26 protein-coding genes are annotated in these 26,764 nt (G+C 44.3%); 4 read left to right on the forward strand and 22 right to left on the reverse strand.

The genetic code is table 11. The features are described from left to right. Positions 1 to 8: 8 nt before the first annotated feature. From cydC to M1D81_RS18300, 15 genes are all read right to left on the reverse strand, one after another. Positions 9 to 1,742, reverse strand: coding sequence for a thiol reductant ABC exporter subunit CydC (gene cydC / locus M1D81_RS18230; RefSeq protein ID WP_456266106.1), 1,734 nt, complete (start codon positions 1,740 to 1,742; stop codon positions 9 to 11). Then, positions 1,732 to 3,468 (reverse strand): thiol reductant ABC exporter subunit CydD, encoded by a 1,737-nt coding sequence (gene cydD / locus M1D81_RS18235; RefSeq protein WP_456266105.1) that lies wholly within the window; start codon positions 3,466 to 3,468, stop codon positions 1,732 to 1,734. Before cydD ends, cydC begins: the two co-directional genes overlap by 11 nt. Then, positions 3,468 to 4,484, reverse strand: a complete 1,017-nt coding sequence (gene cydB / locus M1D81_RS18240; protein ID WP_039182483.1) for a cytochrome d ubiquinol oxidase subunit II — start codon at positions 4,482 to 4,484, stop codon at positions 3,468 to 3,470. Before cydB ends, cydD begins: the two co-directional genes overlap by 1 nt. Beyond that, positions 4,471 to 5,886, reverse strand: a complete 1,416-nt coding sequence (locus M1D81_RS18245; RefSeq protein ID WP_456266104.1) for a cytochrome ubiquinol oxidase subunit I — start codon at positions 5,884 to 5,886, stop codon at positions 4,471 to 4,473. The genes cydB and M1D81_RS18245 overlap by 14 nt, the downstream gene beginning before the upstream one ends. 321 nt (positions 5,887 to 6,207) lie before the next feature. Beyond that, positions 6,208 to 7,329, reverse strand: a complete 1,122-nt coding sequence (isdG, locus tag M1D81_RS18250; RefSeq protein ID WP_456266103.1) for a heme oxygenase — start codon at positions 7,327 to 7,329, stop codon at positions 6,208 to 6,210. 1 nt (position 7,330) lies between these two features. Beyond that, a complete protein-coding gene (locus M1D81_RS18255) occupies positions 7,331 to 8,344 on the reverse strand; it encodes a FecCD family ABC transporter permease (RefSeq protein ID WP_456266102.1) in 1,014 nt (337 codons plus the stop codon). Further along, on the reverse strand, positions 8,341 to 9,279 hold the full coding sequence (locus M1D81_RS18260) for an ABC transporter substrate-binding protein (RefSeq protein ID WP_456266101.1): 939 nt from the start codon (positions 9,277 to 9,279) through the stop codon (positions 8,341 to 8,343). Before M1D81_RS18260 ends, M1D81_RS18255 begins: the two co-directional genes overlap by 4 nt. Positions 9,280 to 9,297: 18 nt before the next feature. Beyond that, a complete protein-coding gene (gene srtB, locus M1D81_RS18265; protein WP_456266100.1) occupies positions 9,298 to 10,050 on the reverse strand; it encodes a class B sortase in 753 nt (250 codons plus the stop codon). A 26-nt stretch (positions 10,051 to 10,076) separates the two neighbouring features. Then, positions 10,077 to 10,847: an ABC transporter ATP-binding protein gene (locus M1D81_RS18270; RefSeq protein ID WP_456266099.1), complete on the reverse strand. Its 771-nt coding sequence runs from the start codon at positions 10,845 to 10,847 to the stop codon at positions 10,077 to 10,079. Beyond that, positions 10,834 to 11,820, reverse strand: coding sequence for a FecCD family ABC transporter permease (locus M1D81_RS18275; protein WP_456266098.1), 987 nt, complete (start codon positions 11,818 to 11,820; stop codon positions 10,834 to 10,836). The genes M1D81_RS18270 and M1D81_RS18275 overlap by 14 nt, the downstream gene beginning before the upstream one ends. Before the next feature lie 33 nt (positions 11,821 to 11,853). Beyond that, on the reverse strand, positions 11,854 to 12,693 hold the full coding sequence (isdE, locus tag M1D81_RS18280) for a heme ABC transporter substrate-binding protein IsdE (RefSeq protein ID WP_456267083.1): 840 nt from the start codon (positions 12,691 to 12,693) through the stop codon (positions 11,854 to 11,856). A gap of 117 nt (positions 12,694 to 12,810) precedes the next feature. Beyond that, complete coding sequence (locus tag M1D81_RS18285) at positions 12,811 to 14,601, reverse strand: NEAT domain-containing protein (RefSeq protein WP_456266097.1); 1,791 nt, start codon at positions 14,599 to 14,601, stop codon at positions 12,811 to 12,813. Positions 14,602 to 14,620: 19 nt separating this feature from the next. After that, on the reverse strand, positions 14,621 to 15,274 hold the full coding sequence (gene isdC / locus M1D81_RS18290) for a heme uptake protein IsdC (protein ID WP_456266096.1): 654 nt from the start codon (positions 15,272 to 15,274) through the stop codon (positions 14,621 to 14,623). Positions 15,275 to 15,294: 20 nt separating this feature from the next. After that, the gene (locus M1D81_RS18295) at positions 15,295 to 15,753 is read right to left on the reverse strand and encodes an NEAT domain-containing protein (protein ID WP_456266095.1); all 459 of its coding nucleotides are present in this window, start codon (positions 15,751 to 15,753) and stop codon (positions 15,295 to 15,297) included. Between the two features lie 369 nt (positions 15,754 to 16,122). Next, complete coding sequence (locus M1D81_RS18300; protein WP_025093788.1) at positions 16,123 to 16,455, reverse strand: winged helix-turn-helix transcriptional regulator; 333 nt, start codon at positions 16,453 to 16,455, stop codon at positions 16,123 to 16,125. Positions 16,456 to 16,631: 176 nt separating this feature from the next. On the opposite strand from M1D81_RS18300, the gene M1D81_RS18305 reads away from it, so the two are divergent. The 3 genes from M1D81_RS18305 to ribD are packed head-to-tail and all read left to right on the forward strand — an operon-like array spanning position 16,632 to position 19,342. Next, the gene (locus M1D81_RS18305; RefSeq protein WP_456266094.1) at positions 16,632 to 17,486 is read left to right on the forward strand and encodes a VOC family protein; all 855 of its coding nucleotides are present in this window, start codon (positions 16,632 to 16,634) and stop codon (positions 17,484 to 17,486) included. Positions 17,487 to 17,502: 16 nt separating this feature from the next. Next, positions 17,503 to 18,264, forward strand: a complete 762-nt coding sequence (locus M1D81_RS18310) for a GTP cyclohydrolase II (RefSeq protein ID WP_024427515.1) — start codon at positions 17,503 to 17,505, stop codon at positions 18,262 to 18,264. Beyond that, on the forward strand, positions 18,251 to 19,342 hold the full coding sequence (gene ribD / locus M1D81_RS18315) for a bifunctional diaminohydroxyphosphoribosylaminopyrimidine deaminase/5-amino-6-(5-phosphoribosylamino)uracil reductase RibD (RefSeq protein ID WP_125586888.1): 1,092 nt from the start codon (positions 18,251 to 18,253) through the stop codon (positions 19,340 to 19,342). The genes M1D81_RS18310 and ribD overlap by 14 nt, the downstream gene beginning before the upstream one ends. 35 nt (positions 19,343 to 19,377) lie before the next feature. Here the strand turns inward: ribD and M1D81_RS18320 are convergent, their stop codons facing one another. The 7 genes from M1D81_RS18320 to M1D81_RS18350 form a co-directional block, all read right to left on the reverse strand. Further along, positions 19,378 to 19,746, reverse strand: a complete 369-nt coding sequence (locus tag M1D81_RS18320) for a VOC family protein (RefSeq protein ID WP_456266093.1) — start codon at positions 19,744 to 19,746, stop codon at positions 19,378 to 19,380. Positions 19,747 to 19,958: 212 nt separating this feature from the next. Further along, positions 19,959 to 20,807 carry a polysaccharide deacetylase family protein gene (locus M1D81_RS18325; protein ID WP_456266092.1) on the reverse strand — a complete coding sequence of 283 codons (849 nt, stop codon included), beginning with the start codon at positions 20,805 to 20,807 and terminating at the stop codon, positions 19,959 to 19,961. Positions 20,808 to 20,872: 65 nt separating this feature from the next. Continuing rightward, entirely contained in the window at positions 20,873 to 21,202 is a 330-nt protein-coding gene (locus M1D81_RS18330; protein WP_251219822.1) for a PTS lactose/cellobiose transporter subunit IIA, read from the reverse strand. Between the two features lie 19 nt (positions 21,203 to 21,221). After that, on the reverse strand, positions 21,222 to 21,545 hold the full coding sequence (locus M1D81_RS18335) for a PTS sugar transporter subunit IIB (RefSeq protein WP_024423899.1): 324 nt from the start codon (positions 21,543 to 21,545) through the stop codon (positions 21,222 to 21,224). A gap of 12 nt (positions 21,546 to 21,557) precedes the next feature. Then, positions 21,558 to 22,991 (reverse strand): glycoside hydrolase family 1 protein, encoded by a 1,434-nt coding sequence (locus M1D81_RS18340; RefSeq protein WP_456266091.1) that lies wholly within the window; start codon positions 22,989 to 22,991, stop codon positions 21,558 to 21,560. Positions 22,992 to 23,022: 31 nt separating this feature from the next. Continuing rightward, complete coding sequence (locus tag M1D81_RS18345; protein ID WP_456266090.1) at positions 23,023 to 24,333, reverse strand: PTS sugar transporter subunit IIC; 1,311 nt, start codon at positions 24,331 to 24,333, stop codon at positions 23,023 to 23,025. Positions 24,334 to 24,422: 89 nt separating this feature from the next. Further along, a complete protein-coding gene (locus M1D81_RS18350; RefSeq protein ID WP_456266089.1) occupies positions 24,423 to 26,381 on the reverse strand; it encodes a BglG family transcription antiterminator in 1,959 nt (652 codons plus the stop codon). 136 nt (positions 26,382 to 26,517) lie between these two features. Here M1D81_RS18350 and M1D81_RS18355 point away from each other — a divergent pair, with 136 nt between their 5' ends. Beyond that, entirely contained in the window at positions 26,518 to 26,727 is a 210-nt protein-coding gene (locus M1D81_RS18355; protein ID WP_456266088.1) for a hypothetical protein, read from the forward strand. Positions 26,728 to 26,764: the final 37 nt, after the last annotated feature.

Below are 26,764 nucleotides of genomic sequence, written 5' to 3' on the forward strand. Positions count from 1 at the left end.
TCATTCATTTATATTGTAGAAAATGGACGATCCATTTCATACAACTTTTGATAACGCGGGTTTTCTTTTAGTAAATCCTGATGCTGACCCTGCATCTCAATGCGCCCGTCTTCAATAAACATAATGCGGTCACACGCCTCACAGCCAGTCAGGTGATGGGTAATCCAAATAACTGTTTTCCCTTTTAACACACGGAAGATGGTTTTAAGCAATTCACGCTCTGTCCGCGGATCAAGTCCGACGGTCGGTTCATCTAATACAACTACCGGCGTGTCCTGAAGCAATATCCGAGCTAACGCTATGCGCTGTCTTTCTCCACCTGAAAATCGAACCCCTGTCTCCTGAACACCTGTGTGATAACCTTCTGGCAAAGACTCGATGTCATCATGCAGCTGCACTTGTCTAGCTGCTTCTTTCACCTGCTCTTCTGTCGCCTCTGGAGATCCTAAACGAATATTGTTTAAAACAGACGTATCAAATAAATAAGGCTGTTGATTGAGCACAGACACATAGGCAGACACCTTCTCTTGAATGCTTTGAACCGGCTTTCCTTGAATGCTGACCGCTCCTTGATTTGGAACGACTGCTCCTTCTAACAATTTTAAAATGGTCGATTTGCCTGCACCGCTTTTTCCTAAAAGCGCAAGTGATTCCCCTTGCTTCAGAGAAAAGGACAGGTCTTGAAGGACATATTGATGCGAGTCATACCGAAAGGACACTTGATCAAAACAGACAGCTTCATCTTGAGAAATGGCTGACTGATTCACTGCCTCGCTCTCAGTTTCTCCTTCATATGACTGCTTTTCATAATGATGTAATCTGCTGACAGCATGCTGATAGACGGGAATATCACCTGCCGCATCTGACAGCGGAAGAAAGGCTTCTGTTAATGGAAACAGCACAAGTACAAAGGCTGCAATCAGTGTGTGTGACATGGACCCTGACTGAACGGCCGAGCCGCTCCAATACACAACAAGCACGACAGCTCCTCCAATCAAGAGCTGTGCCAAAAATTGACGCACGCGGATAAATCGGTGTTTGGCTGCTTCAAGCACTAACAGCTGCGCTTCTTTCTGCTCATATCCATCCACAAAATCTTTCTGCCTGCCGCTGAACAGCCAGTCACTAACGCCCATGACTGCATCTGTTAAATGGCTGTACAGTTCATTTCTGCCTTTTTTCATTTGAATTTGTCTTGCCCGGTTCACAAGCACTGTGACGTATGGGAAAACGAATACGAGAAGTGCCATATAAAGCAGCATCAGTCCAGCAAAAGGCCATGAGAAAAGACCAAGTGCTCCAATGGATGCGGTATATAAAAGCAGTGCACCGATGGATGGGAAGATGGTTTTTAAATAGGCGTCCTGCAGTCTCTCCACATCATCTGACAAGAGACCAAGCATTTCACCTGTCCCAAGCTTTGTCTGTTTGGCACTTCGTTCAGCCATGTCATAGAGGCGTACACGCATTTTTTCAATCATTGTCAAAATGAGCTGATGGCTTGCCAGCCTTTCTGCATAGCGGGCAGCAGAGCGCGAAATACCAAAGGTACGTACAGCCACAATTGGGACGTAGACCATGAGTATATTCTCAGGTCTTGTCGCGGCTTTTGAAATGAGAAATCCCGACGTGTACATCAGCATAGAAACAGAGAATACCGCAATGGCCCCTAAAAATAAAACCAAGGCAAACAGCTTTTGATTCTCCTTGATATAAGGTATAAACCAGCCTTTACTGACCATGTGTGACCGCCCCCATCTGCTCCTGTACCAATTGATAATACACGCCTTTTCTTTGCATTAATGATTCATGAGTTCCCATTTCTGCGACGGTTCCTTGATCCATGACAATGATTTCATCCATGTCCGGCATCCAATGGAGCCTGTGTGTCGCTAAGAACACAAGTTTATGTTCAAACAATGGAAGCATTGTTTTCTTCAGTTCATACTCTGTTTCAATATCGAGATGCGCCGTTGGTTCATCTAACAGCATAATAGACCGCTGGCCCAGCACAGTTCGAGCAAGCGCAATTCTTTGCGCCTGTCCTCCGCTTAGCTCTCTTCCCTGTTCTCCAATGACCTCATCCAGGCCATTTGGCAGCTGCATGACCAGCTGAGATAAACCAGCCTCATGCACAGCTCTTTCCACTTCTTCGTCTGTTGCATTCGGTTCATAAAAACGAATGTTTTCTCTTAATGTCATGTGAAATAAATAGGGATGCTGCGGCATATAGACAACTTCCTTTTGCCATTCCTTCATCTGTAAATGAACAAGAGTCTGGCCGTTTAGCGTGATTTGACCCGAAGACGGTTCAACAAAACCGCCGAGGACATCGGTTAACGTCGATTTCCCTGAACCACTGGCACCAATGATGCCGATTTTTTTCTTCCCTTTGACAGTCAGATCCACATCCTGAATGGAATAAGGGGCATGTTCATCATGCTGGACACAAACATCCTGCAGCGTGAGCACGGATTGTGCATCCCACTTGTCCAGCTGCACAGATTGTGTCTCCTGCGTGCGAAAGCCCTTTTCTTCTAAAATGACCTGCATAGCTTCATTCGCTTCTTTTCCATTTAACGTCGCATGATAATCATTTCCTACTTCACGTACCGGCAGGAAATACTCTGGCGCCAGCATAAGCGCCGTCAAAGCCGGCAATAAGAGAAGCTCTCCTTCAATTAATCGCAAGCCAAGAAAAACAGCGACGGTTGCAATTGATAGCATGGAAAAGAAATCGAGTGCAAACGATGATAGAAAGGCGACCTTCAGTGTGCTCATGGTCGCTTTTCGATATCGCTTTGACACCTCCGCAATATTACGGGAGTGCTTTTTGCTGATACCTAAGTAACGAAGCGTCTCAAGGCCGCGGAGAGAGTCAGTAAAATGATTGGATAATTTCTCATACGATCTCCATTGTTTGGCCGCTTTACGCTGAGCAACAAGGCCTAGCAAAATCATAAAAATAATTAAAATAGGCAGCGTCACAATTAAAATGACGGCCGATGTTTCATCTAATGTCCACACATAGATAAGGACCATTGCCGGAATCACTGCCATGTTCACCATTTTCGGTAAAAACAGCTGTAAATACTGACGGTATTGAGCAATTCCTTCCATTGCTAATGTGACAAGCTTTCCTGTCCCTTTTTTCTTTGCGAAGGCAGGCCCTAATCGAAAAAGTTGGTCTAGCAGCTGCTTTCTGACGTCTGCTCCAATTCGGGAAGAGTACGTAAACATGACCTTCTCCCGAATCAAGGTGAGACCGTGCCGCACAAGAAAGGCAGCAAGAAATAGCAGGACATATGGCGTTGCCTGCGAGAGGCTTTTCCCGTCAAACAGCGTTGTAATGGCATGTGCCAGCCACTGTGCTTGGAAAATAATACTTGCTCCTTGGATGAGTGACACAATACCTAAGAGGGCAAGAAGCCCTCTCATTCCTTTTAGTTGAAGCAAACGTTTATCCATTAGTAGGTCATTGGCTCCTTACCGCTTACACGTTTACGGAAGACGTAATAGCTCCAAATTTGATACCCAAGCACAAAGGGCAGCAAAGAAATGGCCACAATCGTCATGACCGTCAGTGAATAAGATCCAGATGCAGCGTTTTGAATCGTGAGATCAAATGAATGGCTGATTGAACTAATCATGACGCGCGGGAACAATGCAGTGAACAGCATGGACACCGTCACCATGATGCCTGCGCCTGTGAATAAGAATGTCCAGCCATCACGTTCTTTTCTCATCAAAACAAGAGCAGCTATATAACAAGCCACAATCAGCACAGTTAACGGAATGGTGATGATCGGGCGTACGGTATAAATGTCTGTTTCTATGATGGACACACCGACAAAAATAACAAGAACAGGGAGTGCAATAAGCAGGACACGCTGGCCCAGTTTTCTTGCACGATCTCTTAATTCACCCTCTGTACGAAGTGTGACGAATATCAAGCCATGCAACAGGCAAAGAACTGTCACAGCTACCCCGCCGATCACTGAATAAAGATTCACAAAGTCCGTAAAACCAGCGTACATGTTCATGTCTTGATCAATTGGCATCCCGCGTAAAATACTCGTGAATAATACACCTAGTAAAAATGGCGGAAGCAGACTGCCAAAGAAGATGACCCAGTCCCACACCTTGATCCAAGAGGCTTTCTCAACCTTCCCTCGGAATTCAAAGGCGACCCCGCGCCCAATGAGCGCTAAGAGGAGAACCGCAAACGGAATATAGTATCCGCTGAACATCGTGGCATACCAGTGAGGAAATGCAGCGAAAATAGCGCCGCCAGCTGTAATCAGCCAGACCTCATTCGCATCCCAGAAAGGACCAATCGTATTGATTAAAATGCGGCGCTCGTGCGCGTCCTTTCCAAGCAGCTGCATGGACATCCCGACACCAAAATCAAATCCTTCTAAGAAGAAAAATCCAACAAACAATACTGCGACAAGAATAAACCAAATCTCGTTAAGATATGCCATGATATGCGCCTCCATCAAATGGATCTGTAGACAGGTCCGTTTCATCCTTTTGATCTGTATCTTCTTCAGAATGTGCACCTTTTTTAATTTCTCGAATGAATAAGTAAGCAAGCACAATAGCAAGAATCAGATACATCGCCGTAAAGCTAATGACTGAGAATAACAGCATGCCATACGATACGTTCGGTGAAATTGATTGAGCCGTCGTCATCATGCCAAAGACGGTCCACGGCTGACGCCCGATCTCAGTCATGATCCAGCCGGCTGAGTTCGCAATAAACGGGAACGCAATCATCCATACCATGAAGCGTAAATACCATTTGTTTGTTTCAAGTTTCTTTCTAAAGCTTAAGTACAAGCCAATCATACTAGCAAAAATCATCAGCATTCCTGCACCGACCATGATTCTAAAGCTCCAGAATGTTGTTTTCACTGGCGGAATGTAGTCTCCAGGGCCAAACTTGGCTTCATATTCTTTTTGAAGCGTCAGCATGCCTGGAACATCTCCACTGAACTTTTGATAAGCCAAATAACTTAAGGCAAACGGAATATTGATCTCCGCAGAGTTTTCTTTTTTATCTGTGTCAATGTTGGCAAATAGTGTCCAAGCCGCTGGATCTCCACTATCCTTCCAAAGGGCTTCACTTGCTGCCATCTTCATTGGCTGTGATTTCATTAAGTGCTTCGCCTGCTCATGTCCAGAGAACGCTACACCTAAGCCAGAAATTAAAGCGAGAACCATCGCAATCTGGAATGATTTTTTGAAAAAGGCGATTTCTTGTTTTTTGATCATTTTATAGGCACTAACTCCTGCAATAAAGAAAGCTCCTGTTGCCAGCGCACCAAACAGAACGTGCGGAAACTCAACCCAAAGCTGCGGGTTCGTCACAAGAGCGCCAAAATCATTCATTTCTGCACGGCCATTTTTAATGGCAAATCCAACTGGCTCCTGCATAAATGAGTTGGCGAGTAAAATCCAGAACGCCGAAAAGATCGTACCAAGAGAGACAAGCCAAATGCACAATAAATGAATCTTCTTCGGCAGACGATCCCAGCCGAATATCCAAAGTCCAATAAATGTAGATTCAAGGAAAAAGGCGAGCAGCGCTTCAATGGCAAGCGGTGCACCAAAGACATCACCGACAAACCTTGAATAATCTGACCAGTTCATCCCAAACTGGAATTCCTGCAGAATCCCTGTCACCACACCTACTGCAAAGTTCAGTAAGAACAGGTGACCCCAAAACTTCGCCATCTTTTTATAGATGTCTTTTTTCTTGACGACATAAAGGGTCTGCATCAATGCGACGATAAACACCAAACCTATTGACATAGGAACAAAAATAAAATGAAATAATGTCGTTGAAGCAAATTGAAATCTTGCTAAAAACAGCTCACTCACAGCCTTACATCCTCCCTTACTTTCACTTGCCGAACGATACATGCTCACCATTTCACAAAATGTTTACTATTTATTCAATGTTTCACAAATAAAAGTCCATTTGAAATGGTTCACTCGGTGAAATTTTACTCTTGATTTTCATTCGGTTAGTTATTTATACCTGTACTTTACACCCGTACGCTTCAAAAATAAAGTAAATTTTACCTAAAAATTGGATAGTATTGTGTCAGTTGTTTGAATACTTTGTCAAAAATATGTGACGGAAAATAAAAAAGCGCAAAAAAATAGCGCTGCATGCGGGCCGCAGCGCTCTATTTCTTTTTAGGCTTTTTTCTGTAAAGCAGGTCTTGTCACTTGGACTTCATAGTACGTAATTTTGTTTTTTAATAGGCCTTCAGGTTTCGCTTTTCCATGAGCGTGTGCATCACCAAATGCCTGAGATTTTGTCCAGTTCACAAAGTCTTCTTTTCGATTCCAGCGGGTATGGATGGTCACTTCATCGTAATCGGTTGTCTGCTGTGTGACCCAGACTTCCATGCCTAAAAATCCTTCCATGAATTCTACTTGTCCCTGCTTGTTAAAACGCTTGACGAGGTGGTCTGCACTGCCTTTTTCTACTCTAACCTGGTTGTTTACAATGATCATGTTTGGTTCATCTCCCTTTTGTTGTTGGATCGAAGCGATTGGGATAATAAGCGGATGCTCTCCATCTAGGTGAACCTCTGCCTGAATCCCAAATACCTCTTTGAAAAAGTTTTCTGTTAATACTTCCTTTGGTGTTCCTATTTGGTAAACCTGACCACGCTTCATCGCAATCAGGCGGTCACAATATTTTGCTGCCTGCTGCAGGTCATGAAGAACCATTAAAATGGTGATCCCATGCGTTTCATTCAGCTGTTTGAGCAGCTCCAGTAAATCAAGCTGATGCGCAATATCTAAGTAAGTGGTAGGCTCATCCAGAATAATCGTCTCTGTCTTCTGAGCCAGTGCCATTGCAATATACGCCTTTTGCCTTTCTCCGCCTGACAATGTATGCAACATCCTGTTTTCATTCACGCGGCTATTAGTCACATCAAGCGCCCACTCTATCGCTTCCTGATCTATCTTCGAGCTCTTTTTCCAGATCGAACGATGCGGACTGCGTCCAAGTGCAATCAGCTCACGTACTGTCATCGATGGGATGGCCGTTCTCGTCTGCATCAAAACGGCGATTTCCTGTGCAATCTCCTGTGCTGTCATTTCTTTTTGCGGGATATCGTGAATATAAATCATGCCGCTTTCAATCGACGTAAGGCGTGCGGCCGCTTTAATAAACGTCGACTTCCCTGACCCATTTGGTCCAATAATGCCTGTTACACTTCCTTTAGGCACAGCTGCTGAAATAGACGACAATCGAAAGCCTCCTTGACTGAGACTCACGTCATCCATCGCAATCACATCCAACTTAACCCCTCCCTTTCTTTTTTAATAAATAGAGGAAGAAAGGTGCACCGATACAGGCAAGCAGAATACCAACAGGCAGTTCAACCGGTGTAAACCATACCCGTGCTGCTGTATCAGCAAAGACCACAAGTACGCCGCCGCCAAGCATTGAGATCGGCAGCAGGTACCGGTAGTCATCTCCAATTAAAAGGCGGATAAAATGAGGGACGACAAGACCGACAAATCCAATTAAACCGCTCACGCTTACAGCTGCACCCGCCAAAAGCGCCGCCAGTGCAATTAAGAAAAATCGGGTTCGCTCGACTCTAAGGCCGAGCAGCTGTGCTGAATCATCACCAAGCAAAAGAAGATTTGCCGGCTTGACCGCAAAAAAACAAAGACACAATCCAGCAATCGCATAAGGTGACACAAAGCTCAGATGATGCCAGCTCCGTCCATTTAATCCTCCTGATAAAAAAGGCAGAACGGCCTGCACACGCTCACTATAAAGCACCATAAAACCATTCATGACTGCACCAAGCAGGGCATTGACTGCCACACCCGCCAGAATCAATTTCAGTGGCGAAACTCCTTGATCGAACGACAAAATATACACAACAAGTGCCGCGAATAGAGCGCCAAGGAAAGCAGCTGCTGGAAGCAGATATGTGAATTGCGGAAACACAATCATGCTGAGTACAGCCGCTAACCCACCGCCGGCGGTCACACCGATGATCCCGGGGTCAGCAAGTGGATTTCGGACGACTCCTTGTAAAATGGCCCCTGATGCTGCAAGACAGGCCCCGACGATGAAACCTATGAGAACGCGCGGCAGGCGTAAATCCATGACGATTTTTTCGTGGACAGGCTGGCCAGAACCCGTCAAAGCAGCGATCAAATCTGGCAGCGATAATTGAACAGAACCTAATGCAAGCCCTAGACACATGCCCACACCTAGCGAAAGAAGCAGTCCTGGTATCAGCCACCTTCGTCTCGACTGTCTTTTTTGAAAATCTAACTCTGCCTTCACATTCATGATGACAATCGCTTCAATCTCTTCTCTAGTTCATCAATCGCCTTTATGACGTCTGCGCCTGGGTTTGTCCCGAATAAATCACTAGGCAGAATCTCCACGCGGCCATTCTTGACAGCTGATACGTCGTGCCATGCTGCATTCTGTTTCATTTCACTCATAAAGCCCGCTTTCACATCGTCAGGATTGCTGTGTGTCATGAGCAGAATGAGATCGGGATCGGCTTCGATCATCTTTTCTGCATTGATTTGGGCGTATTGAGGAAATTTTTCGAGTGCCGGTTCATTCTCAGCAATGTTTGCACCCCCAGCGATGTGCAGCAAATCCCCGCTTAAGGATTGAGGAAGCGCCGCCATATATGTGCCGGGTGCACCGTACACAACGAGTGTTTTCACTTTTTTCTTAGGCTGCTTGACCTGCTTTTTCCGCTCATCAATTTGCTCATTGAGTGCTTTAGCCTTTTGCTGCTTCCCGAGTAAATCCCCAAATAACGAGATTTGGCGCTGGATGTCCTTCACTGAATTGGCGCTTGTCAAAAGAAGCTGTGATCCAATTCCTTCTATTGTAGAGATGTCCTTGCTGTTTAATTGTTCATTTCCAAGCACCACATCAGGCTTTAAGCTTGTGATCAGCTCTACATCAAATTGATGCGTTGTGCCAATCGTTTGTACGGACTTTGCCTTTTTTAAGCTGTCTGGTAACTCAGCAGTTGGCCGGCCGACCGCCTCACCGCCTAAAGCATACAAAATACTCATGTCCCCGGTCGACAAAGCGACAATACGCTGAGGGGATTCATCAAACGCCAGCGTTCTTCCGGTAAAATCCTTTATCTTCAGCGCTCCTTGCCCGCTTCCTTTCTCTACAGGTGCTGCCTGACTGCATCCGCCGAGGAGAAGCATCAAGACGAGTCCCGCTAAGATCACATGTGAAAATTTCAACCGTCTGTCTCTCCTTTTCTAGTAAACTTTCTTTAGCTTTGCCTGTACCACGAGACGCCCGCTTTTAGGTGCAAGCACATGATCACAGGTCGATAAGGTGAGGATGAGGTCATCTGTGGACACGTCTGTCTTCGTTTGATAGATTGATTTCTTCCGCACAGCTTGCAAGTAGTGCGCATATTCGCCAAGATCTTGAAAATCGGTTTGAATATAGTCGAAGTCAACCGTCGTTTCATACACAGCAAAAATCTCCGCTTCATAGCTTTGATACAGCGTATCGTACTGAAATGTCCGATGCTCTTGGAAGAAATCTTTTTTTAGATAGTTTGTGAGTCCAGCAAACATGGATCCATCCCTCATCCGATGGCCGTACACCACTGTATTGGGGCTTTCATGCAGGACATCATTACGATAATCCATAAAGATACTGCCTGCCCGGGTGTCGTTTTTTAAATAATTGCGCGTTAAGTAGAACGCATTATCGCGAGATTGAACAATCGGATACTGAATCATCGTGTCTTTCATATTGATCCAGCCGACAATGTCCTCATTCACCTTCCGCAGCTCATCAAACGACGAACGGATCTTTCCCGGCTCCCGTTTTTCAGTCATTTCTTCTTCATGTCCATACATCGTCTGAGCCTTTGCAAGCACCTGGCGATTTTGATAATAACCGAAAAGTTCGAAGCCGATGGCTGTCCCGCTATAAATCAATACGCCTAAACAAACGATCGTCAGCATCCGCTGCCAAAGCCGTTTTCCTCGTTTCACACTGTCTCACCTGCTTTTTGCCCAGCTTATATACCAACAGGCACGATGTACATCCCTGTTTCTGCATCCTGCCTAATCGTGACGGACACATCATAAATGTGCCGCACGTTTTCCTCTGTTAACACATCATTTGGCTGTCCTTCACTGATAATCTGTCCATCCTTCATCGCTATGATGATATCGCTGTAGCGGACAGCCTGATTCATATCGTGCAGCACCATGACAATCGTTAATCCATGCGCGGCATTCAGTTCACGAATCAGCTCAAGAATGTCAATTTGATAGTAAATATCCAAATAAGTTGTCGGTTCATCTAAGAAAAGGATCGGTGTTTTTTGCGCAAGTGCCATCGCAATCCATACACGCTGCCGCTCTCCACCTGACAGTGAGGCAAGCGGCACCTTTCGTTTTTCCGTTAGCTTTGTACTGGACAGCGCCCACTCTATCACTCTCTCATCCTCTTCCTTGTCTCCTCCGCGCATCGTCTGGTACGGCGTTCTGCCGAATGCCACGATCCGTTCGATCGTTAAATCAAGCGGCGCTTCATTTTGCTGATGGACGACAGCGAGCCTTTTTGCCAGCTCCTTTGGCTTGAATGCATTCAGCGTTTGCCCGTCTAAGTGAATTTGCCCTTTATTTGGACAATGATTATTCGCCATTAAGGAAAGCAGTGTGGATTTCCCCGAGCCATTTGGACCGATAATGGTTGTGATTTTCCCCTTTTCAATCTGTGTTGTGACCGATTGAACGATGTCCTTCTGCTGGTCATATGAGAATGACACCTCACGAATGTCCATGGAGACGGTCCCCCCTTCTTAATAAAAAGATCAGAAACGGCCCGCCAATCACGGCCATGATCGTAGAAGCAGGAATCTCATTTGGCGCCACAAGCGTCCTGCCAAGCGTATCAGCCGTCAAAATAAGCAAAGCCCCGCTTAACGCAGAAAATGGAATCAATATCCGGTGATCCGAGCCGACAAGCCTTCTTGAAATGTGCGGAATGAGCAAGCCGACAAAGGCTATCACGCCCGCTACTGCAGCTGTCACCGCCGCAAGTAAAACCGCTGTGATGGAAATCAAAAGGCGCATTCTGGTCACACGCAATCCTAAATTTTTCGCTGTCTTGTCCTGAAGAGCCAGGAGGTTGCACCATCTGCTGAAGAAGAGTGCAACGACAAGGCCGGCGACACCATAGACACCGATTAAGCGGACATCTCCCCACGTTTTCATCGTGAGATTCGACTGTCCCGACTGATTAATCGTGATATTGAAATAGCTGCAAATGGTCACAAATGCTTCAGCCATCCCAGTAAACATGGCATTGATGGCGATCCCAACCAAGATCATGCGGATCGGGCTTAAACCACCTTTCCAAGACAGAACGTACACGAGGAAACACGCAATAGCCCCGCCTAATACCGAAAATAAAGGAGAGTAGAAATAAAATTGAGGAAGCGCTGTAATCGCCATTAATGAAAAGAAGCTGGCTCCTGATGAAATGCCAATGACGCCGGCATCAGCTAACGGATTCCTCATGACCGACTGCAGCAGTACACCGGAGACAGATAAGGCGGCCCCTGTAAACATCGCGATAAGCATGCGGGGAATTCTCAAGTCTTTAATGATTTCTACCTGTGCATGTTGACCGGTGATGAGCCCTTCTAACAATTCAATTGGGGTGACATGAATGCTCCCAGTAATGGCTGAATAAATAAACACGCAGACCAGTAAGAGACTGACTATCAGAAATAAAATCCCTGTTTTTTTCATCTTGAACGTCCTTTTATCATTAAGATTCGCCGCTTATGACGGATACAACATACGAGTCAATTCATCTAATGCTTCTGATGCCTTTAAATTGCCTGTTGTCCCGAATAAGCTTTCTTCGAGGTCATACACCCGGTCTTGTTTGACCGCATTGAAATGTTTCCAGATGTCATTTGTTTTGAATTCTTCATCAAACATTTGGACGACTTCGTCTGGCATCCCATGTGCGGCCCGGAGAATGATATCTGGATTGGCTTTTTGTAAATATTCCGTATTGGATGCCAAATACTCCATTTTCTCGCCTTCCACAATGTTCTTTCCTCCTGCGATACGCACAAGATCACCAATATATGAATTCTCTGTCGCCACCAAATAACTGCCTGGCACACCAAGCAAAATCAGAACGGACGGCTTGCGTTTCCCTTTCGTCCTCTCTTGAATGTCTTTCTTTTTTTGCTCAAACTCAGACACAATGCGTTCAGCCTGCTTCTTTCTGTCATACTGATCTCCAAGCTTCGTGATGGCCTTCTCCATGCTGGACATGCTCTCAAGATTTAAGTATGTGGCAGGGACGCCTGCTTGCTGAAAGGGTGTCTCTAAATCATATTGAAGGGTTGTGACAGACAGGACATCTGTTGGTTGAAGTGATTGGATGATTTCCATGTCCGGGCTCATTGGATTGCCGACTTCCGGCAGTCCTTTGTAACGAGCTGGCAAGGTTTTTTGACTTGTTGGCACCCCGACAAGATCCACCTCTAAAGCATCCATGATCTCCGCAGCAGCTACAGTCGTTGCTACAATGCGCTCACTTGATTCAGCGCTTTTTTTGCCTTTTGCCGAGCTTTCAGCTGACTGTGAGCAGCCCGATAAGATCATGCACACACTGAAGGCAGCGATCAAGGTACATAACATTCGATGCTTCAAAAACAGAAGCCTCCTTTCGAAAAAAGAGAGTGGATGCGCCGGCATAAATGGCGCATCTCACTTAACAGTCTATCTTGTCCGTGTTTGATATTTTCTGATGAGGACGAATAACGAACCGCCGAATAAAAGAATATACACCCAAAGAAGAGAGGTATCTCCCGTTTTCGGATTCAGCTGTCCAGACTCAGATTTGGTTTGATCATCTGACGGCGTAAATGTCATCTGCTCCGCACCCGTTTCCTCTGGTGCTGCATTCTCAAGTTGATTTGTTTGAGAATCGTGATCATTTGGATTTTTGACAAAGCCGATACTCTCATCGTCTCCAAGGACCGTTGCAATTCCGCTTCCCTCACCAGGAGCGATTCCTTTTGTGTCATAGACAAGTTTGACATCGTACTGCTCATGGTAGTTCGCAGCTGGAATATCAATTTTTACGCGTGCAGCCTGAGCTCCACTTAAACTTTTTGCTTCATATTGAATAACGCGTGTATCTGCTTTTTGATCTGTCTTCGCGACAAGTGTCTCTTCAAACTTTCCGCCTTTTCCAACTTGGAATGACGTGATGGCTGAGCTGTTCTTCACTGTATATGAAACGAAATGGCGGCCATTTTTTACAACCAGTGTCGCAGGACTCACAACGTAATCGTTCATACGAGAAAGCTCATCCTTGTCTGCTTTCTTCATTGAGAAAGGAAGCTTGTATACACCATCTTTTAGTCGAGCCGTCTCTTGATCTGCTCCGCCGTTATTTGTTTCTGTTGTAGGTGTGTTTGGTTTTGGTGTTTCTGGTGCAGCTGGTTTTTCTCCCTCTACCACTTGCCCGTCCTTCACTGGAGCGATACTCTTTGAATCAAATTGAAAACGAATATCGTAGGTTTGGTCATAGTTAGCGGCCGCTACTACAATGTGTACTTTTCCTTTGACCGCTTTTTTCAAATCACCTGCATCAAATGAGACCACTCTTGTGTTCTTTGCTTCATCCTTGCTGACTGTTTTGGCTTCTTGATAAGAACCGTTTTTCTCTGTTTTTAAAGAAGCGACAGACTTATGGTCCTTCACCGTAAAGGAAATGGTTTGTTTTCCATTTTTGACAGTTAAGGATGCAGGGCGTGAGAAGTAATCACTCATCCGGGATGCCTCATCCGAATCCCCTTTTAGCACACTGTAATTGATACGATATACGCCATCTTTTAATTGATTTTGCGCGGAATCATCTGGTTTTGTGCCATTGTTATTACCCGGTGTTGTCGGTTGATCGTCTGGTTTTGTTCCGTTTTGATCATCCGGTTTTGTTCCGTTTTGATTATCCGGTTTTGTTTCGTTATCGTCTGGTTTTGTTCCGTTTTGGTCATCTGGCTTTGTTTCATTATCGTCTGGTTTTGCAGGCGTAACGAGTGTTAGGCTGCTTTGATCAAATGCAAGCTGTACGTCATATGCTTCGTCATAAATTAAGCCGCCTAAATCCCAGTAAATTTTCACCCAGCCCTTTAATTTCGCTGATAAGTCGTCGACATCAAATTTGATCACACGTGTATTGGCCGTTTCGTCCTTACTGACCATTTCAGTGGTAACGAGGGCACCATTTTGTTCAACCTTGAAATCTGTTATTTCTTTGCTTTGCTTCAATGTGACATAAGCTGTTTTCTTGCCATTTTCCACAATCAGCTTAGCTGGCTTTTCTGTATAGGTATCCATCATGGACGCTTCTGTGCTGCCATTTTTTAAAATGGTGAATCCGACTGTGTATTCACCATCAACGAATGATGCCGCTTGAGCTGTTCCTTGGGGAATCTGAAACGCAGTCAACAAACTGAATAAAACGAGCAGAATGGCTGCATTTAGATGAAAAAGACGTTTCAAATGGTGACACTTCCTTCCGTTAATGCTTGATGATCCACTTTCTTGCTAAAAACCCGCCTGAACATAAGACAAGCACAAGGAGCCACCCTGTCTGGCTTGTATCACCAGTTTGAGGATTTTCTTCTTGTTTCGTTGTGGATGAATCAGCTTTGTTCGTTGATTCTTTTGATGGCTGCTGACTTTCTGCTGCACCCGCTGATTGATTTGCACTGTTAGACGAAAGTGACTTGATGCTGCTTTCATCAAATTTCAGCTGAATGGTGTAATCATGATCATAGTCAGCAGATTTCACAGTGACATGAATTTTTGACTTGATTGGTTTAGACAAGCTTTGAGCCTGGAACTGAACAAGCCTTGTATTGGCTTTTTTATTTGTTGAGAGAACGGTTGTATCGACATAGCCGCCATTTCCCGGTACTTTAAATTCCGTTACCCAGCTGCTATTTTTAATCGTCATTTGCACTGTCAGGTTCCCATTTTTCACTATCACTTTTGCTGGCTTCAGCCAGTAATCATTTGCCATTGAGACCGCATTTCCTTCAGCTTTTAACACTGTATAATTGATGGAGTATGTACCATCCTTTAATGCGGCAGCCTGTGCGTTCGAAAAAGGCAGCATAAGTGCCAGTAAAAAAACCGCCATGAAGACTGACAGCCTCATTCTTTTTTTCATCAAGTGAATTTCCTCCCTTTCTATTGAACAGGTGCCGCATTAAACTTGAGACGAATGTCGTAATTGCCTGTATATCCGATAGCCGGTACAGTCACACTCACTTTTGCTGGTACGGCCTCAGTCAGGCTGTTCACATTGAATTCTACTGTTCTCTTATTCGCAGCTGTATTTGTACGAATCACCTTCGCATCTTTGTAGACACCTTGATCGAGCGTTTTAAAGCTTGTGATCCAAGAGCTGTTCGTTAACGTGACTTGCGCTTTGATTTTTCCATCCTTTACGACAAGCTTGGCTGGTTTTTCGAAATACGTATTCGCTGTTGAAGTCGAATCGCTATCGGCTTTCCATACCACATATTGCGCTGAATATTGACCATCTGCTAAGCCAGCTGCTGAGGCTGAGCTAACAGGAGCTAGAGCAAATAATAGAACAAAACTAAGGAATAATAATACGGGTGATGTTGAACGAATGACTTTCATATGAGCCCTCCTAAATGATATTGATAATTATTCTCAATAGACAATAAAAAAAATAACCTTCATAAGTGCTGGAACACACTTATAGATGATTATGATAATCATTATCAATTGAGTTGAAAAAATAAATCTTTGCTTCCTAAAGTCAAAGATGTCTGCTTCTAAATGATGGATTGATAAGAGTTTTAGGCAATCTGTCCCATTCATAATACCATGGCATAACCTCCATTCCATTACAGGGAAAAGAACCCTCTTCTCCTTGATATTATATAATGGGTGAAATAATTGTCAATATCATTTTTCATACTATTGTCTTAGTTTTCTGGAAAATCACACAAAAAAATTTCGATCAGACACACTGATCGAAATGGATTAAGAAGGAACATGTTCCTCCATTTTGCTGTTTTTACGCTCTAAAGACCAAGCATACATTTCACGAATAATCGGTTCAATTTTCTTCCCTTGCACCGTTAATTCGTATTCAATCCGCACTGGAATGTCGGGGTATACTTTTTTCTCAACAAGTCCCTCAGCTTCTAAATCCTTCAGCCTTTCTGATAGTAATCTTCCGCTGATGTTCATTTCATTTTCAAGCTGACAAAAACGCTTAGGCCCTGTCAGAAGCTGATTGATGATGAGAATGACCCACTTCTTGCCTAGAATCTCCATGGCATCTGTAATTGGGCAGCCATCTACTTGTGCCATATCTTACTCCCTCCTGCTTTTTTCGTTTTTTTTATTATAACATAATTAATTACTTGAAATAAGTCACTAACTATTATATAGTTTAGTTACTAAAAGTAACAAGGTATTCATTTTTTATAGATTTTCAAAAACATTTGAACATGCCGATGCATATATCATGAAGGAGATGACCGAGCTTGAAGACAATTGAGCAGCTAAGGTTGGGTGTGACAGAATTACATGTGTCCAGCTTTGATCGTTCTTTACCTTTTTATACAGACATTTTAGGATTTTCTATATTAGAAAAAACAGATTCCACGGTGACACTTGGCAGCAATGCGAAGGAACCGATTCTTTTGTTAAAAGAAGATGCACAGCTCAAAGAAAAGCCTGATCATGAGCCAGGACTTTATCATTTTGCTGTTTTATTACCTACCAGAAAAAACCTGGGCACATGGCTGGCACATGTGATCAAAAAAGGCTATCCTTTAATTGGAGCAAGCGATCACTTTTTCAGTGAAGCCATTTATTTAAGCGATCCTGACGGCATTGGCGTAGAAATTTATGCGGACCGTCCTCAGGACATTTGGGTAGGTGAGCATGGAGAACTGAAAGGTGGCGGAAATGCACCGCTTGATGGAGATGGACTCCTGCAGGAAGCCGCTGATACCACATGGGAAGGACTCCCTGCGGGCACAGTGATGGGACACTTGCATTTCCATCTCAACCCAGAAGAAGCAGATCCCTTTTATGTCAATACGCTCGGTTTTCATATCCGAATGGCTCCACCAGCAAGCCTATTTATCGCCGCTGGTTTGTACCACCACCACCTTGCCTTTAATGCATGGGGACGCGGACGAAAAGGAGCCATTGATCCACGTTTTTCAGGAATTAGAAGCTATACACTGGTTTTCCCAGAAGAAGCAGACAGACAATCCGTCATCGAACGCCTGACAAAAGCAGGCACTCAAGTCAAAACGACAGGAAAAAGCAGCGAATTTGTTGATCCATTTGGCGTTCTCGTTCGTTTACAGATTGAAGAAACAGACTAAAAAGAAGGTGCAGAATATGGACAAACACACAGAGCTTAAAACAGCCATATTAAAAGATAAAATCAAACGAGTACAGCAAGAAGACGGGTATATATATATCACTGGACCCATTAAACTCCCAGTGAATTTAGACGGCAGAACCGTCATGTTTAACTGGTATTCATGGTTAAAAGATGATGGAAAAGAGCCATTGTCGGATGAAGCTTTAATTGAAAGCCTCTCGTCCCGCCAGCTTGCTGATCATCAGCAGTCAAGCGTTCTTGTATATGGGGATTTTGAGCATGCTGACGAAGCTCTTATCCGCATGCATTCCATTTGCCACACTGGCGATATTTTCGGAAGCAAGCGCTGCGACTGCGGATTCCAATTGAAGCAGTCTATGCGAATGATTGAGGACAATGGAGCAGGAGCCCTGTTTTACTTAGCCAATCATGAAGGCCGCGGCATTGGTCTTTTCAGTAAAGCCATGGCTTATATTCTTCAAGAAAACGGCTATGATACAGTAGAAGCGAACGAAGCACTTGGTTTTGAAGATGACACACGTCAATACGAAGAAGCCATTGCCGTTCTTCAAACACTTCGTACAAAGCCGGTCAGACTCATTACCAATAACCCGAAAAAGACAGATGCGATCAGCCATGCAGGTTTATCTCTTTCTGGACGCATTCCGCTTTGGGGAGATGTCTCTGAATTTAACGAAAAATACTTGCAGACAAAAATCAACCGCTCAGGTCACATGAAGGCGGAGCAAGAGGTGCGTACGATTGCCACATCATGAGCGATATATGAAGCTAGCCCTTGATAATGCACGGGCAATGAAAGGTCAGACATCTCCGAATCCGCTCGTCGGGGCTGTGATTGTGCGAGAGAATGAAATTGTTGGAGTCGGTGCTCATATGAAAGCCGGTGAACCGCATGCTGAAATTCATGCACTTAACATGGCCGGAGACAAGGCAAAAGGAGCCACGATTTATGTGACCCTAGAGCCTTGCTCCCACCATGGACGTACAGGCCCTTGCGCGGAAGCACTTGTAAAAGCCGGCGTCGAAACTGTTGTCGTGGCAGCACTTGATCCGAATCCGCTTGTTGCTGGCCGCGGAATTGCCATTTTACAAGACGCAGGCATACAAGTCATCACGGGCGTACTTGAACAGGAATCCATTCTGATGAATGAAGTATTTAATCACTTTATTACGAAAAAAACACCTTTTGTGACGCTCAAAGCAGGCATTACCTTAGATGGAAAAATCGCCTCTTCCACGTCTGACAGCAAGTGGATTACATCTGAGACTTCCCGTTATGACGCTCACCATATCCGCAGTATCAATGATGCGATTTTGGTCGGTGCTCAAACCGTCATTCACGATGACCCTTCATTAACTGCGCGGATTCCAAATGGGAACAATCCGATTCGAATTGTCTTAGACTCTAAGCTGTCAACACCACTGACAGCAAAGATCGTCACCGACCAGATGGCACCTACATGGATTTTCACAACAAAGCAAGCCGATGAGGAAAAACGAGCGGCTTTAGAGGAAGCTGGCGTTCGTGTCTTTATGACAGACAGTGACACGCGGGTGCCCCTGCAAGAAGTGCTTCAAGTGCTGGGAGAAAAAAATATCTCCTCTCTCATGATTGAAGGCGGCGGCCAGATTAACGCCTCGTTCTTAGAACAGCAGCTTGTAGATAAATTGGTCATCTATATGGCGCCTAAGCTCATTGGCGGACGACTTTCCCCTTCCTTTTTCGGAGGCGAGGGCATACGGCTCATGAGTGATGCCATTGAACTGGATCAACTCACCGTGGAACCGCTTGGAAAAGATATCAAAATGACGGGCTATCCCGTTTATCAATAACAAATAGGCTGTCGAGATTTCCTCGACAGCCTTCTCTATTCTCTCCTCTCTAAAAACTCAATTCGATTTCCAAAAGGATCATCTACATAAAATCGATTGGCTCCCTCCAATGGCTCATCTTCTCTTATACGAATGTGATGCTTCAATAATGCCTCTTTTAATTCCGATAGACTCTTTACAAGAAAAGCCGGATGAGCTTTCTTTGCAGCTTGAAAATGTTCCTGTATGCCAATGTGAAGCTGATGATGACCGCATTGGAACCAGACACCTCCACGTTTAGCTAAATTACTAGGCTTAGGTATTTCTTTCATCCCTAAAATTTCGCCAAAAAACAAACGAGCTTTCTCTTCACTGCCTTGTGGGGCAGCTAGTTGAACATGGTCGATTCCAAAAAAGTTTGACATATTCCCCTCTCCCTTTCTTTTCTTAATTGGTTTTACTATGTAGTGTTTCTTACGATGTAGGGTTTGAATGACAATTTTAAAAAACAGAACTCCCCTGATAATGAAAGTTCTGTCCATCTAAGTGTCTCTTGTGATGACATTTGAAACCAAGATATATCATGATTCATTTTGGTGAAACTTGTCGTAAAATGTTTCATGTGAAACATTGATCGTTACTTCCCTTCGACCAGCCTGCCAAAGCTTTCTGGTGAAAGTCCCGGTGAAATGCGGACGCGGTGCAAGGACATCATGCCTTGTTCCTTCTTCGCATGTCCTGGTTCAGTGGTGACAGCCATTTGATATCCAGCTTCCTTCGCCAGCTTCAATGTCTCTTCATTATAGCGCCCGACAGGATAACTGACCATTCTCGTTCGCTGAGAAAATCGCTGATCGAAGAATATCTTTGATCTTTTTAACTCCTCTTCCTGCTGCTGCTTTGATAATCGATTGAGCTCTAAATGATGAATCGTATGACTCTCAATCGATATCCCATGTGCCATCATCTCATCCATTTGCTCATCTGTTAAGTGATTTGGACGGCCAATGGATTGCTCAATCATGAAAATCGTTGCTTTCATTCCATACTGCTTTAAAATCGGAAATGCCTTTGTATAGTTATCCGTATATCCATCATCAAATGTAATGAGGACACTCTTCTTACTTGGCATCGAGTTCGTTGTGAAAACGCGGTACGCCTCTTCTGGCGACAGTGTGACATAGTCGTTATCCTTCAGCCATTGCATATGAGATGCAAATTCGCTCTTCGGCACACGTAACGAGTTGCCGCTTGAGATACTATGATACATCAAAATCGGAAGCTCGACCGGCTCCTTTTGTTTCATCCAGGTTTTTGTCTCTATCACTTCCGTTTCTTTTTTCTGCTGAATCTCTTTTGTTTGTAATGAACCCTTTTCCTCTTTGACGACTTGCTGGCTTCCTTCCGCCTGCTCCTTCATTCCCATACAGCCCGAAATGAGCAGCAGCATAAGACCAATCGTCATCAGCATACATGTTTTCTTCATTCACCAATCCTGCTTTCTCTTTATCTACCGAATGATTATAACAGAAATTGGTTATTCATTGACAACTATTTTGACAGGTTATTCATTTTTTTACACATTTCTATCATTTCGATGGCGAGCAGATGAATGGTCTCTGTTGTGAGCATTTGATCTTCTGCGTGTATCAGCAGTAAAGAAAACGGAAGCTGTTCACCTGCCGCTTCTTTTTGAATCAGCGACAAGTGCAGGTTGTGGATGCTTCGAAACGCTTCCTCCCCTTTTTCGATCAACTGCTGCGCTTTTTCAAAATCATCAGCTCTTGCTAGACGAATCGCTTCTACATAATGACTTCTTGCCTCGCCTGCATGGGCAATGATTTGAAAGGCTGCTCCCTGCATTTCCTCTAATACCGTCATCTGCTTCTCCTCCAATTATTCAAGATTCATTTGCTAGTTTCAGTGCATGCTCTAGAATTTTTTCTCCGTTTGCTGTTCCGTATAATCTCACATTGACGACATCGACAGGGATTTGATAAGGTGCCGCTGTTTTTTCTGCTGCTTTTTTCATAAAACTAACTTGCGGTCCAAGTAAAATCGCCTGTACATCCTCTCCATGCTCTTCTAGTTCATCCGCAATGGCTCCTTCAGGTATAGCATAAATATAGTAATCCAGCCCTTTAGCTTCTGCGGCAGCCTTCATTTTGGACACCACAATGGACGTTGACATTCCTGCTGCACAAGCGAGAATGATTCGTTTCATTTCTCATCACTCCTATTGATAAATGACTTCTGTTTCAACTGTCAGTTCCCTAGTTTTGATTAATGTCTGATACCAATACGCAGATGCTTTCAGCTGACGATTTCGTTCATTCTCCAGCTGGATTTCGACTAATCCGTAGCGGTTTTTAAAGGCATTCATCGGTGAGACATTGTCTGTAAATGCCCAAAGCATATAGCCTGTGCAATTTGATCCTTCTGCTTTCGCTTGAAGTGCCCGCTTCAAATGCTGGCTGATAAATGAAATGCGATACTGATCATCAATGATACCGTCTTCTGTTTTAAACCGTTCTTCCTTTTCGACACCCATGCCATTTTCGGCCACAAACCACTCAATATTTCCGTATTCTTCTTTTATTCTCATCCCCATATCATAGACAATCTTCGGGTAGATTTCCCAGCCTCTGAAAGGATTCATTTTTCTCCCTGGAAGCTCAAACATATCGTAATAATAGGATGGATGAAAAGGTGTTCCTTCGTTCCAAGCCTTACTCGGTGCCTTGACACGATGCGGATAGTACAAGTTAAGCCCAACGACATCCACCGTATGATTCTTGATGATCTGAAGCTCTTCCTCTGTCGACTCGAAAAGAATATCATGCTTTTTCAACACATCGATCAGTTCCTCTGGATACTCCCCTTTGATGGAAGGATCTAAGAACACTCGATTAAAAAACAAGTCATACATACGTGCCGCTTCTTCGTCATGCGGGGCAGACGATCTTGCATACGTCACTTCTGGATTGAGAATCACGCCGATTTTGGCTCCTGCCGATTCCTTCAACCCCATCTCCTGAAACAGCTTCACCACTTTTGCTGTTGCCAGAGCTTTATGATAGTTCCACTGCATCCATTTCTTCGTATTTTGCTCAAACGGATATCGGATGGCATCTAGATAAACACGTGTCTGAACAACAATCGGTTCATTAAAACTAAACCAATGCTTGACCCGGTCTCCGTAGCGCTCAAACACCTTTTCTGCATAAAGAACAAACAGCTCGACGACATGCTTTGATGACCATCCGCCGTACTTCTCAAGCAAAACGGCAGGAAGCTCATAGTGCTCTAAGCAAAACATTGGTTCTACACCTGCTGCGATTAATTCATTGATCAGATCATCAATGTAACGAGCATAGGCCTCATCCACTATCCCATTCTCGTAATCTATGAGAAACCTGGACCAATTGATCGATGTCCTGTAATGTGTCAGCCCAATCTCTTTCATTAAGGCTGCATCTTCAGGGTAGCGCTCGTAAAAGTTTGTCGCACCAGCAGGACCATAGCCTTCGTGCCACACGTGATATCCTTCCTTATACCATAAGTCGATGTACGAGTCCTGATGCGCCCGCTTTCCCTTCCATCCCTCGGTCTGCCAAGCAGAAGCCGCAGCGCCTAGGATAAAATCACTTGGAATCTCAATTCTGTTCATGTCGCCGCCTCCCTTTTCTTCGTCTGAATGTTTATTCTGAATCTGGTGCTGCTTCTGGCTTGCGATTAGACAAGAGAACAAACGGTAAATAGATGAAAACAGCAACCACAATACAGATAAGCTGTGTGATGACAGCGCCCATGCTGCCAGCGGTGGACAGCCATGCATTTACAAGCGGCGGTGTCGTCCATGGCACCATCACGACCGCTTTTCCAGCGAATCCTGCAGCCGTCGCAATATACCCAATCGTACCTGTCACAAGCGGTGTGACGATAAATGGAATCGCCATCACAGGGTTTAGCATCACAGGTAATCCAAAAATAACGGGTTCATTGATGTTGAACAGTCCGGGTCCTGATGAGAGCTTGGCAATGCTTCGCATCTCTTCCCTTCTCCCAGCAATAAAAATCGCAATCAAAAGGCCAATGGTCACACCTGAACCACCGATGCTCATATACACATCCCAAAACGGCATCGTGATGATATTCGGGATTTCTTTTCCCTCTTGAAATGCTGTCATATTCACTGCAATCGATCCTAATAAGAGCGGCTCCCGGATCGGCTTAATCATCTGGTTGCCATGGATGCCGATCACCCAGAAAAATTGCGCCACAAACATCAACGTTAAAATTCCAGGCAGCCCCTGTACAACACTTTCTAACGGACGCTGCACCACGTTATACACTGCTTCATGCAAATAAATGCCTGTCACACGATGAAATGCAAAGCCGAATGAACTAATGATTGTAATTGTAATGATCGATGGGAAAAGGGACGAGAAAGACGTTGCCACATTCGACGGAACCGAATCCGGCATCTTGATTTGCAGCCATTTCACCTTGGTCAGCTTACAAAAAATCTCCACAGATACGATCGCAATGATCATCCCTAAAAATAAGCTTTTTGGATCAGAAAATTGTCTTGCCAACACGTCCACAACCTCACGCATCGATCCATCGACTTCAAGAAGAAGTGTCGTTGGAATAACAGATATAAATGAAATCAATGCCATCAATCCTGGGAACAGAGACTTGTGACCGTTGATTTTCCCAAGCTCAATCCCAATGAGGAACACAGCCCCAATGGTTAAAAAATTCAGCGTGGCATAATTGATTGCCTTCATAATAGGCTGAAGCTCTGCTAAAAACCTGAATATCTCAAAATGAGCAAGCCCTGTCTCCGGGCTCATGATCATATTCGCCACCAATACAGCAAAAGCTCCTGTAATGATGATCGGCATCAGTGTGACAAATGCCTGTTTAATCGCCATAATATATTTCTGGTTGGTGATGCGATAAGCCACATGCCCCATAACATCTGCTGCTTTCTCCTTGAAGCTCATGATCCGTCTCCCCCTTTGCAAAAACTCGTGATCATCCTCCTTTTTGATGTTATTTTATAAGCGCTTTCATTAACATCTAATCTTTTTCCTCACAGATGCGGAAATGAATGTCGTGTTTTATCATTTGGCTGCTCCAATACTTGAAACGCAGCTGTCAGCTCTTCAAATGAAGCGGCTTTGATGAGTTGTTCCACCACTTCCTTCCGTTCTGTCAGCCGCACAAGAAATTGATAAAGCGACTGTAATTCTTTTTGATACGTCTTCTGGATGCTTAACAAACATACGACTTGTACTCGATCTTCTCCCCACAGTACCGGCTTTTTCAACGTACAGATCGCACAAAATGTGTCATCTGTTGCCGGTTTAATTGGATGAGGAATCGCCACCAAATGACCGAAAGATGTGGGCGATACTTGCTCTCTTTCTAGCAATAATTGTTCAAACTCGTCTGGGATTCGATGCTGCTCCTTTAGCACGTTCACAAAAAATTGAAGAATCTCTTCCCTTGATTGGAGATCTTGCTGAAAAAATGTCAGCGCCGGACTCACATACCGCAAAACTCCTGTATCCTGTGAATTCTGCACAAATCGTTTCAGCCGCACAATATCATCGTCACTTAGAATCGTATGTACATCAATTACTGGCACCGGCAATGTATTCTGAAGCGGAATGGTACTAATAATAAAATCAATGCTTCTTAAATCATACAAAGGAAGTTCCCCGACACTTGCAGTTCCAGCGATCTCCAGCCTTCCGTTAAAAGCTGCCGTGAGTTTATGAAGAAGAAGCTGGCTGCTGGCGACACCCGTCGCACACACAATAAGACATGTCTTTCTTACATGCTGTGATTTTGTCCGCTCGATTGCAGCCCCAATATGAAGCGCCAAATATCCGATTTCATCCTCAGGAATCTCAACACCCTCTTTTTCCTTCAGCCATCTGCCCATATAAACACCCGCCTCAAACGCAATGGGATAATGCCTTTTAATGTCTGGTAAATAAGGATTTCGGATGTTCATATCGTATCTAAAACGATGAATGGCAGAACGCAAATGAAGACTTAAACCAACGATCAGCTCTTTATCAAACTGAATATCAAGTGACATGTGCTCCTCTACATAAGCAAGCAATTGGTGAGTGAAACGAAAATGGTCTTCATCCAGCAGATGAAATAGCGTATGGCCAGCCTCTCCATATGCCATCATCTTTGCTCCCATTAAGTGAATCGCAATGTACGCCATTTCAGATAACGGAAAATCAATCGCTAATACGCGGCGAATATCTTCTGCCATTTGTTGAGCTACCTGAAAAACTGGCTGCACTTGAATTTCTTTCAATTCCGCTTCTGGCATCTTGACCAGCTTTTTTTCTTCAATTCGTTTGCATGCGATGGCAATGTGGGTCACTAAATTACTTAAACCGATTTCTGATAGATGAAGTCCGGTAGCTTTTGTACGTGAACGCACGATGTCCTGAATCAATTGATACGTTTCTTCAGGTAACAGTGCAGCATTCGCATGCTCCTGCTGAAACACATGCTCTGCCATACAATATCTTAACTTCATTTCATCGCCTGTCAGACGAAGGCCATATTTAGGCCGGTGCGATATAGAAAGTCCATGCAATGAAAACAAGTGCCTGACAGCTTTCAAATCATTTTTCACTGTAGATTCACTCACAAATAATTCCTCTGCCAATCCCTCTAATTTGATATAGTCTTCTGACAGAAGCAGTCTTTTCAATAGATAAGCGACGCGATCCTCAGGCTGACTGGGAATGAACGGTTCCTTTTTCTCATTCCTTTCTCTCAGTGAGGTTTTCAAAAATGTACGAAATGCTCCATAATCTTCAACGCTCAATGTATACCCTGCCCCGCGTTTAATATGCAGTGCGGCACCATGTTCTTCTAAGATCATTTTAAGCGCTTTCATATCTGTGCGGATGGTTCGTGATGTGACGCCGATCACACGGGCAATTTCTTCACTTGTCAGTTCCTGCTCCGCTTGCATCAATCGTTTCAGAAGCTCCTCCTGACGTAGAGATAGCATGGACTCTCCTCCCTTGGCATTTACTTTTGCCTATCATCATAAACGAAAATAGAACTCTTTGCCCAGTATTTCTTTCAAATCGGGAACCTTGATATGGCTCATTCGTATGAATATGAAACGAGAGGAGGGATGCATCATGGGTACTTTTATGTTTGTTATCATATTCGTTTTTTTAGGAGCCATCATTGCCAACCAGTTCACATCAAAGGATAAACGTGCATCTGCTAAACGTTCTGCACATCATAGCTCAACGACAAGCACTTGTTCTGATTCGTATACCCATCACGCTTCTGATGCCTTCTGTGGGAGTGATTCAGGTGACAGCGGCGGTGGTGGATGTGACTAAACAAAAAAACAGCCGCCCTTTTAAGAGACGGCTGTTT

The sequence above is a fragment of the Bacillus sp. JZ105 genome (genome assembly GCF_053903125.1).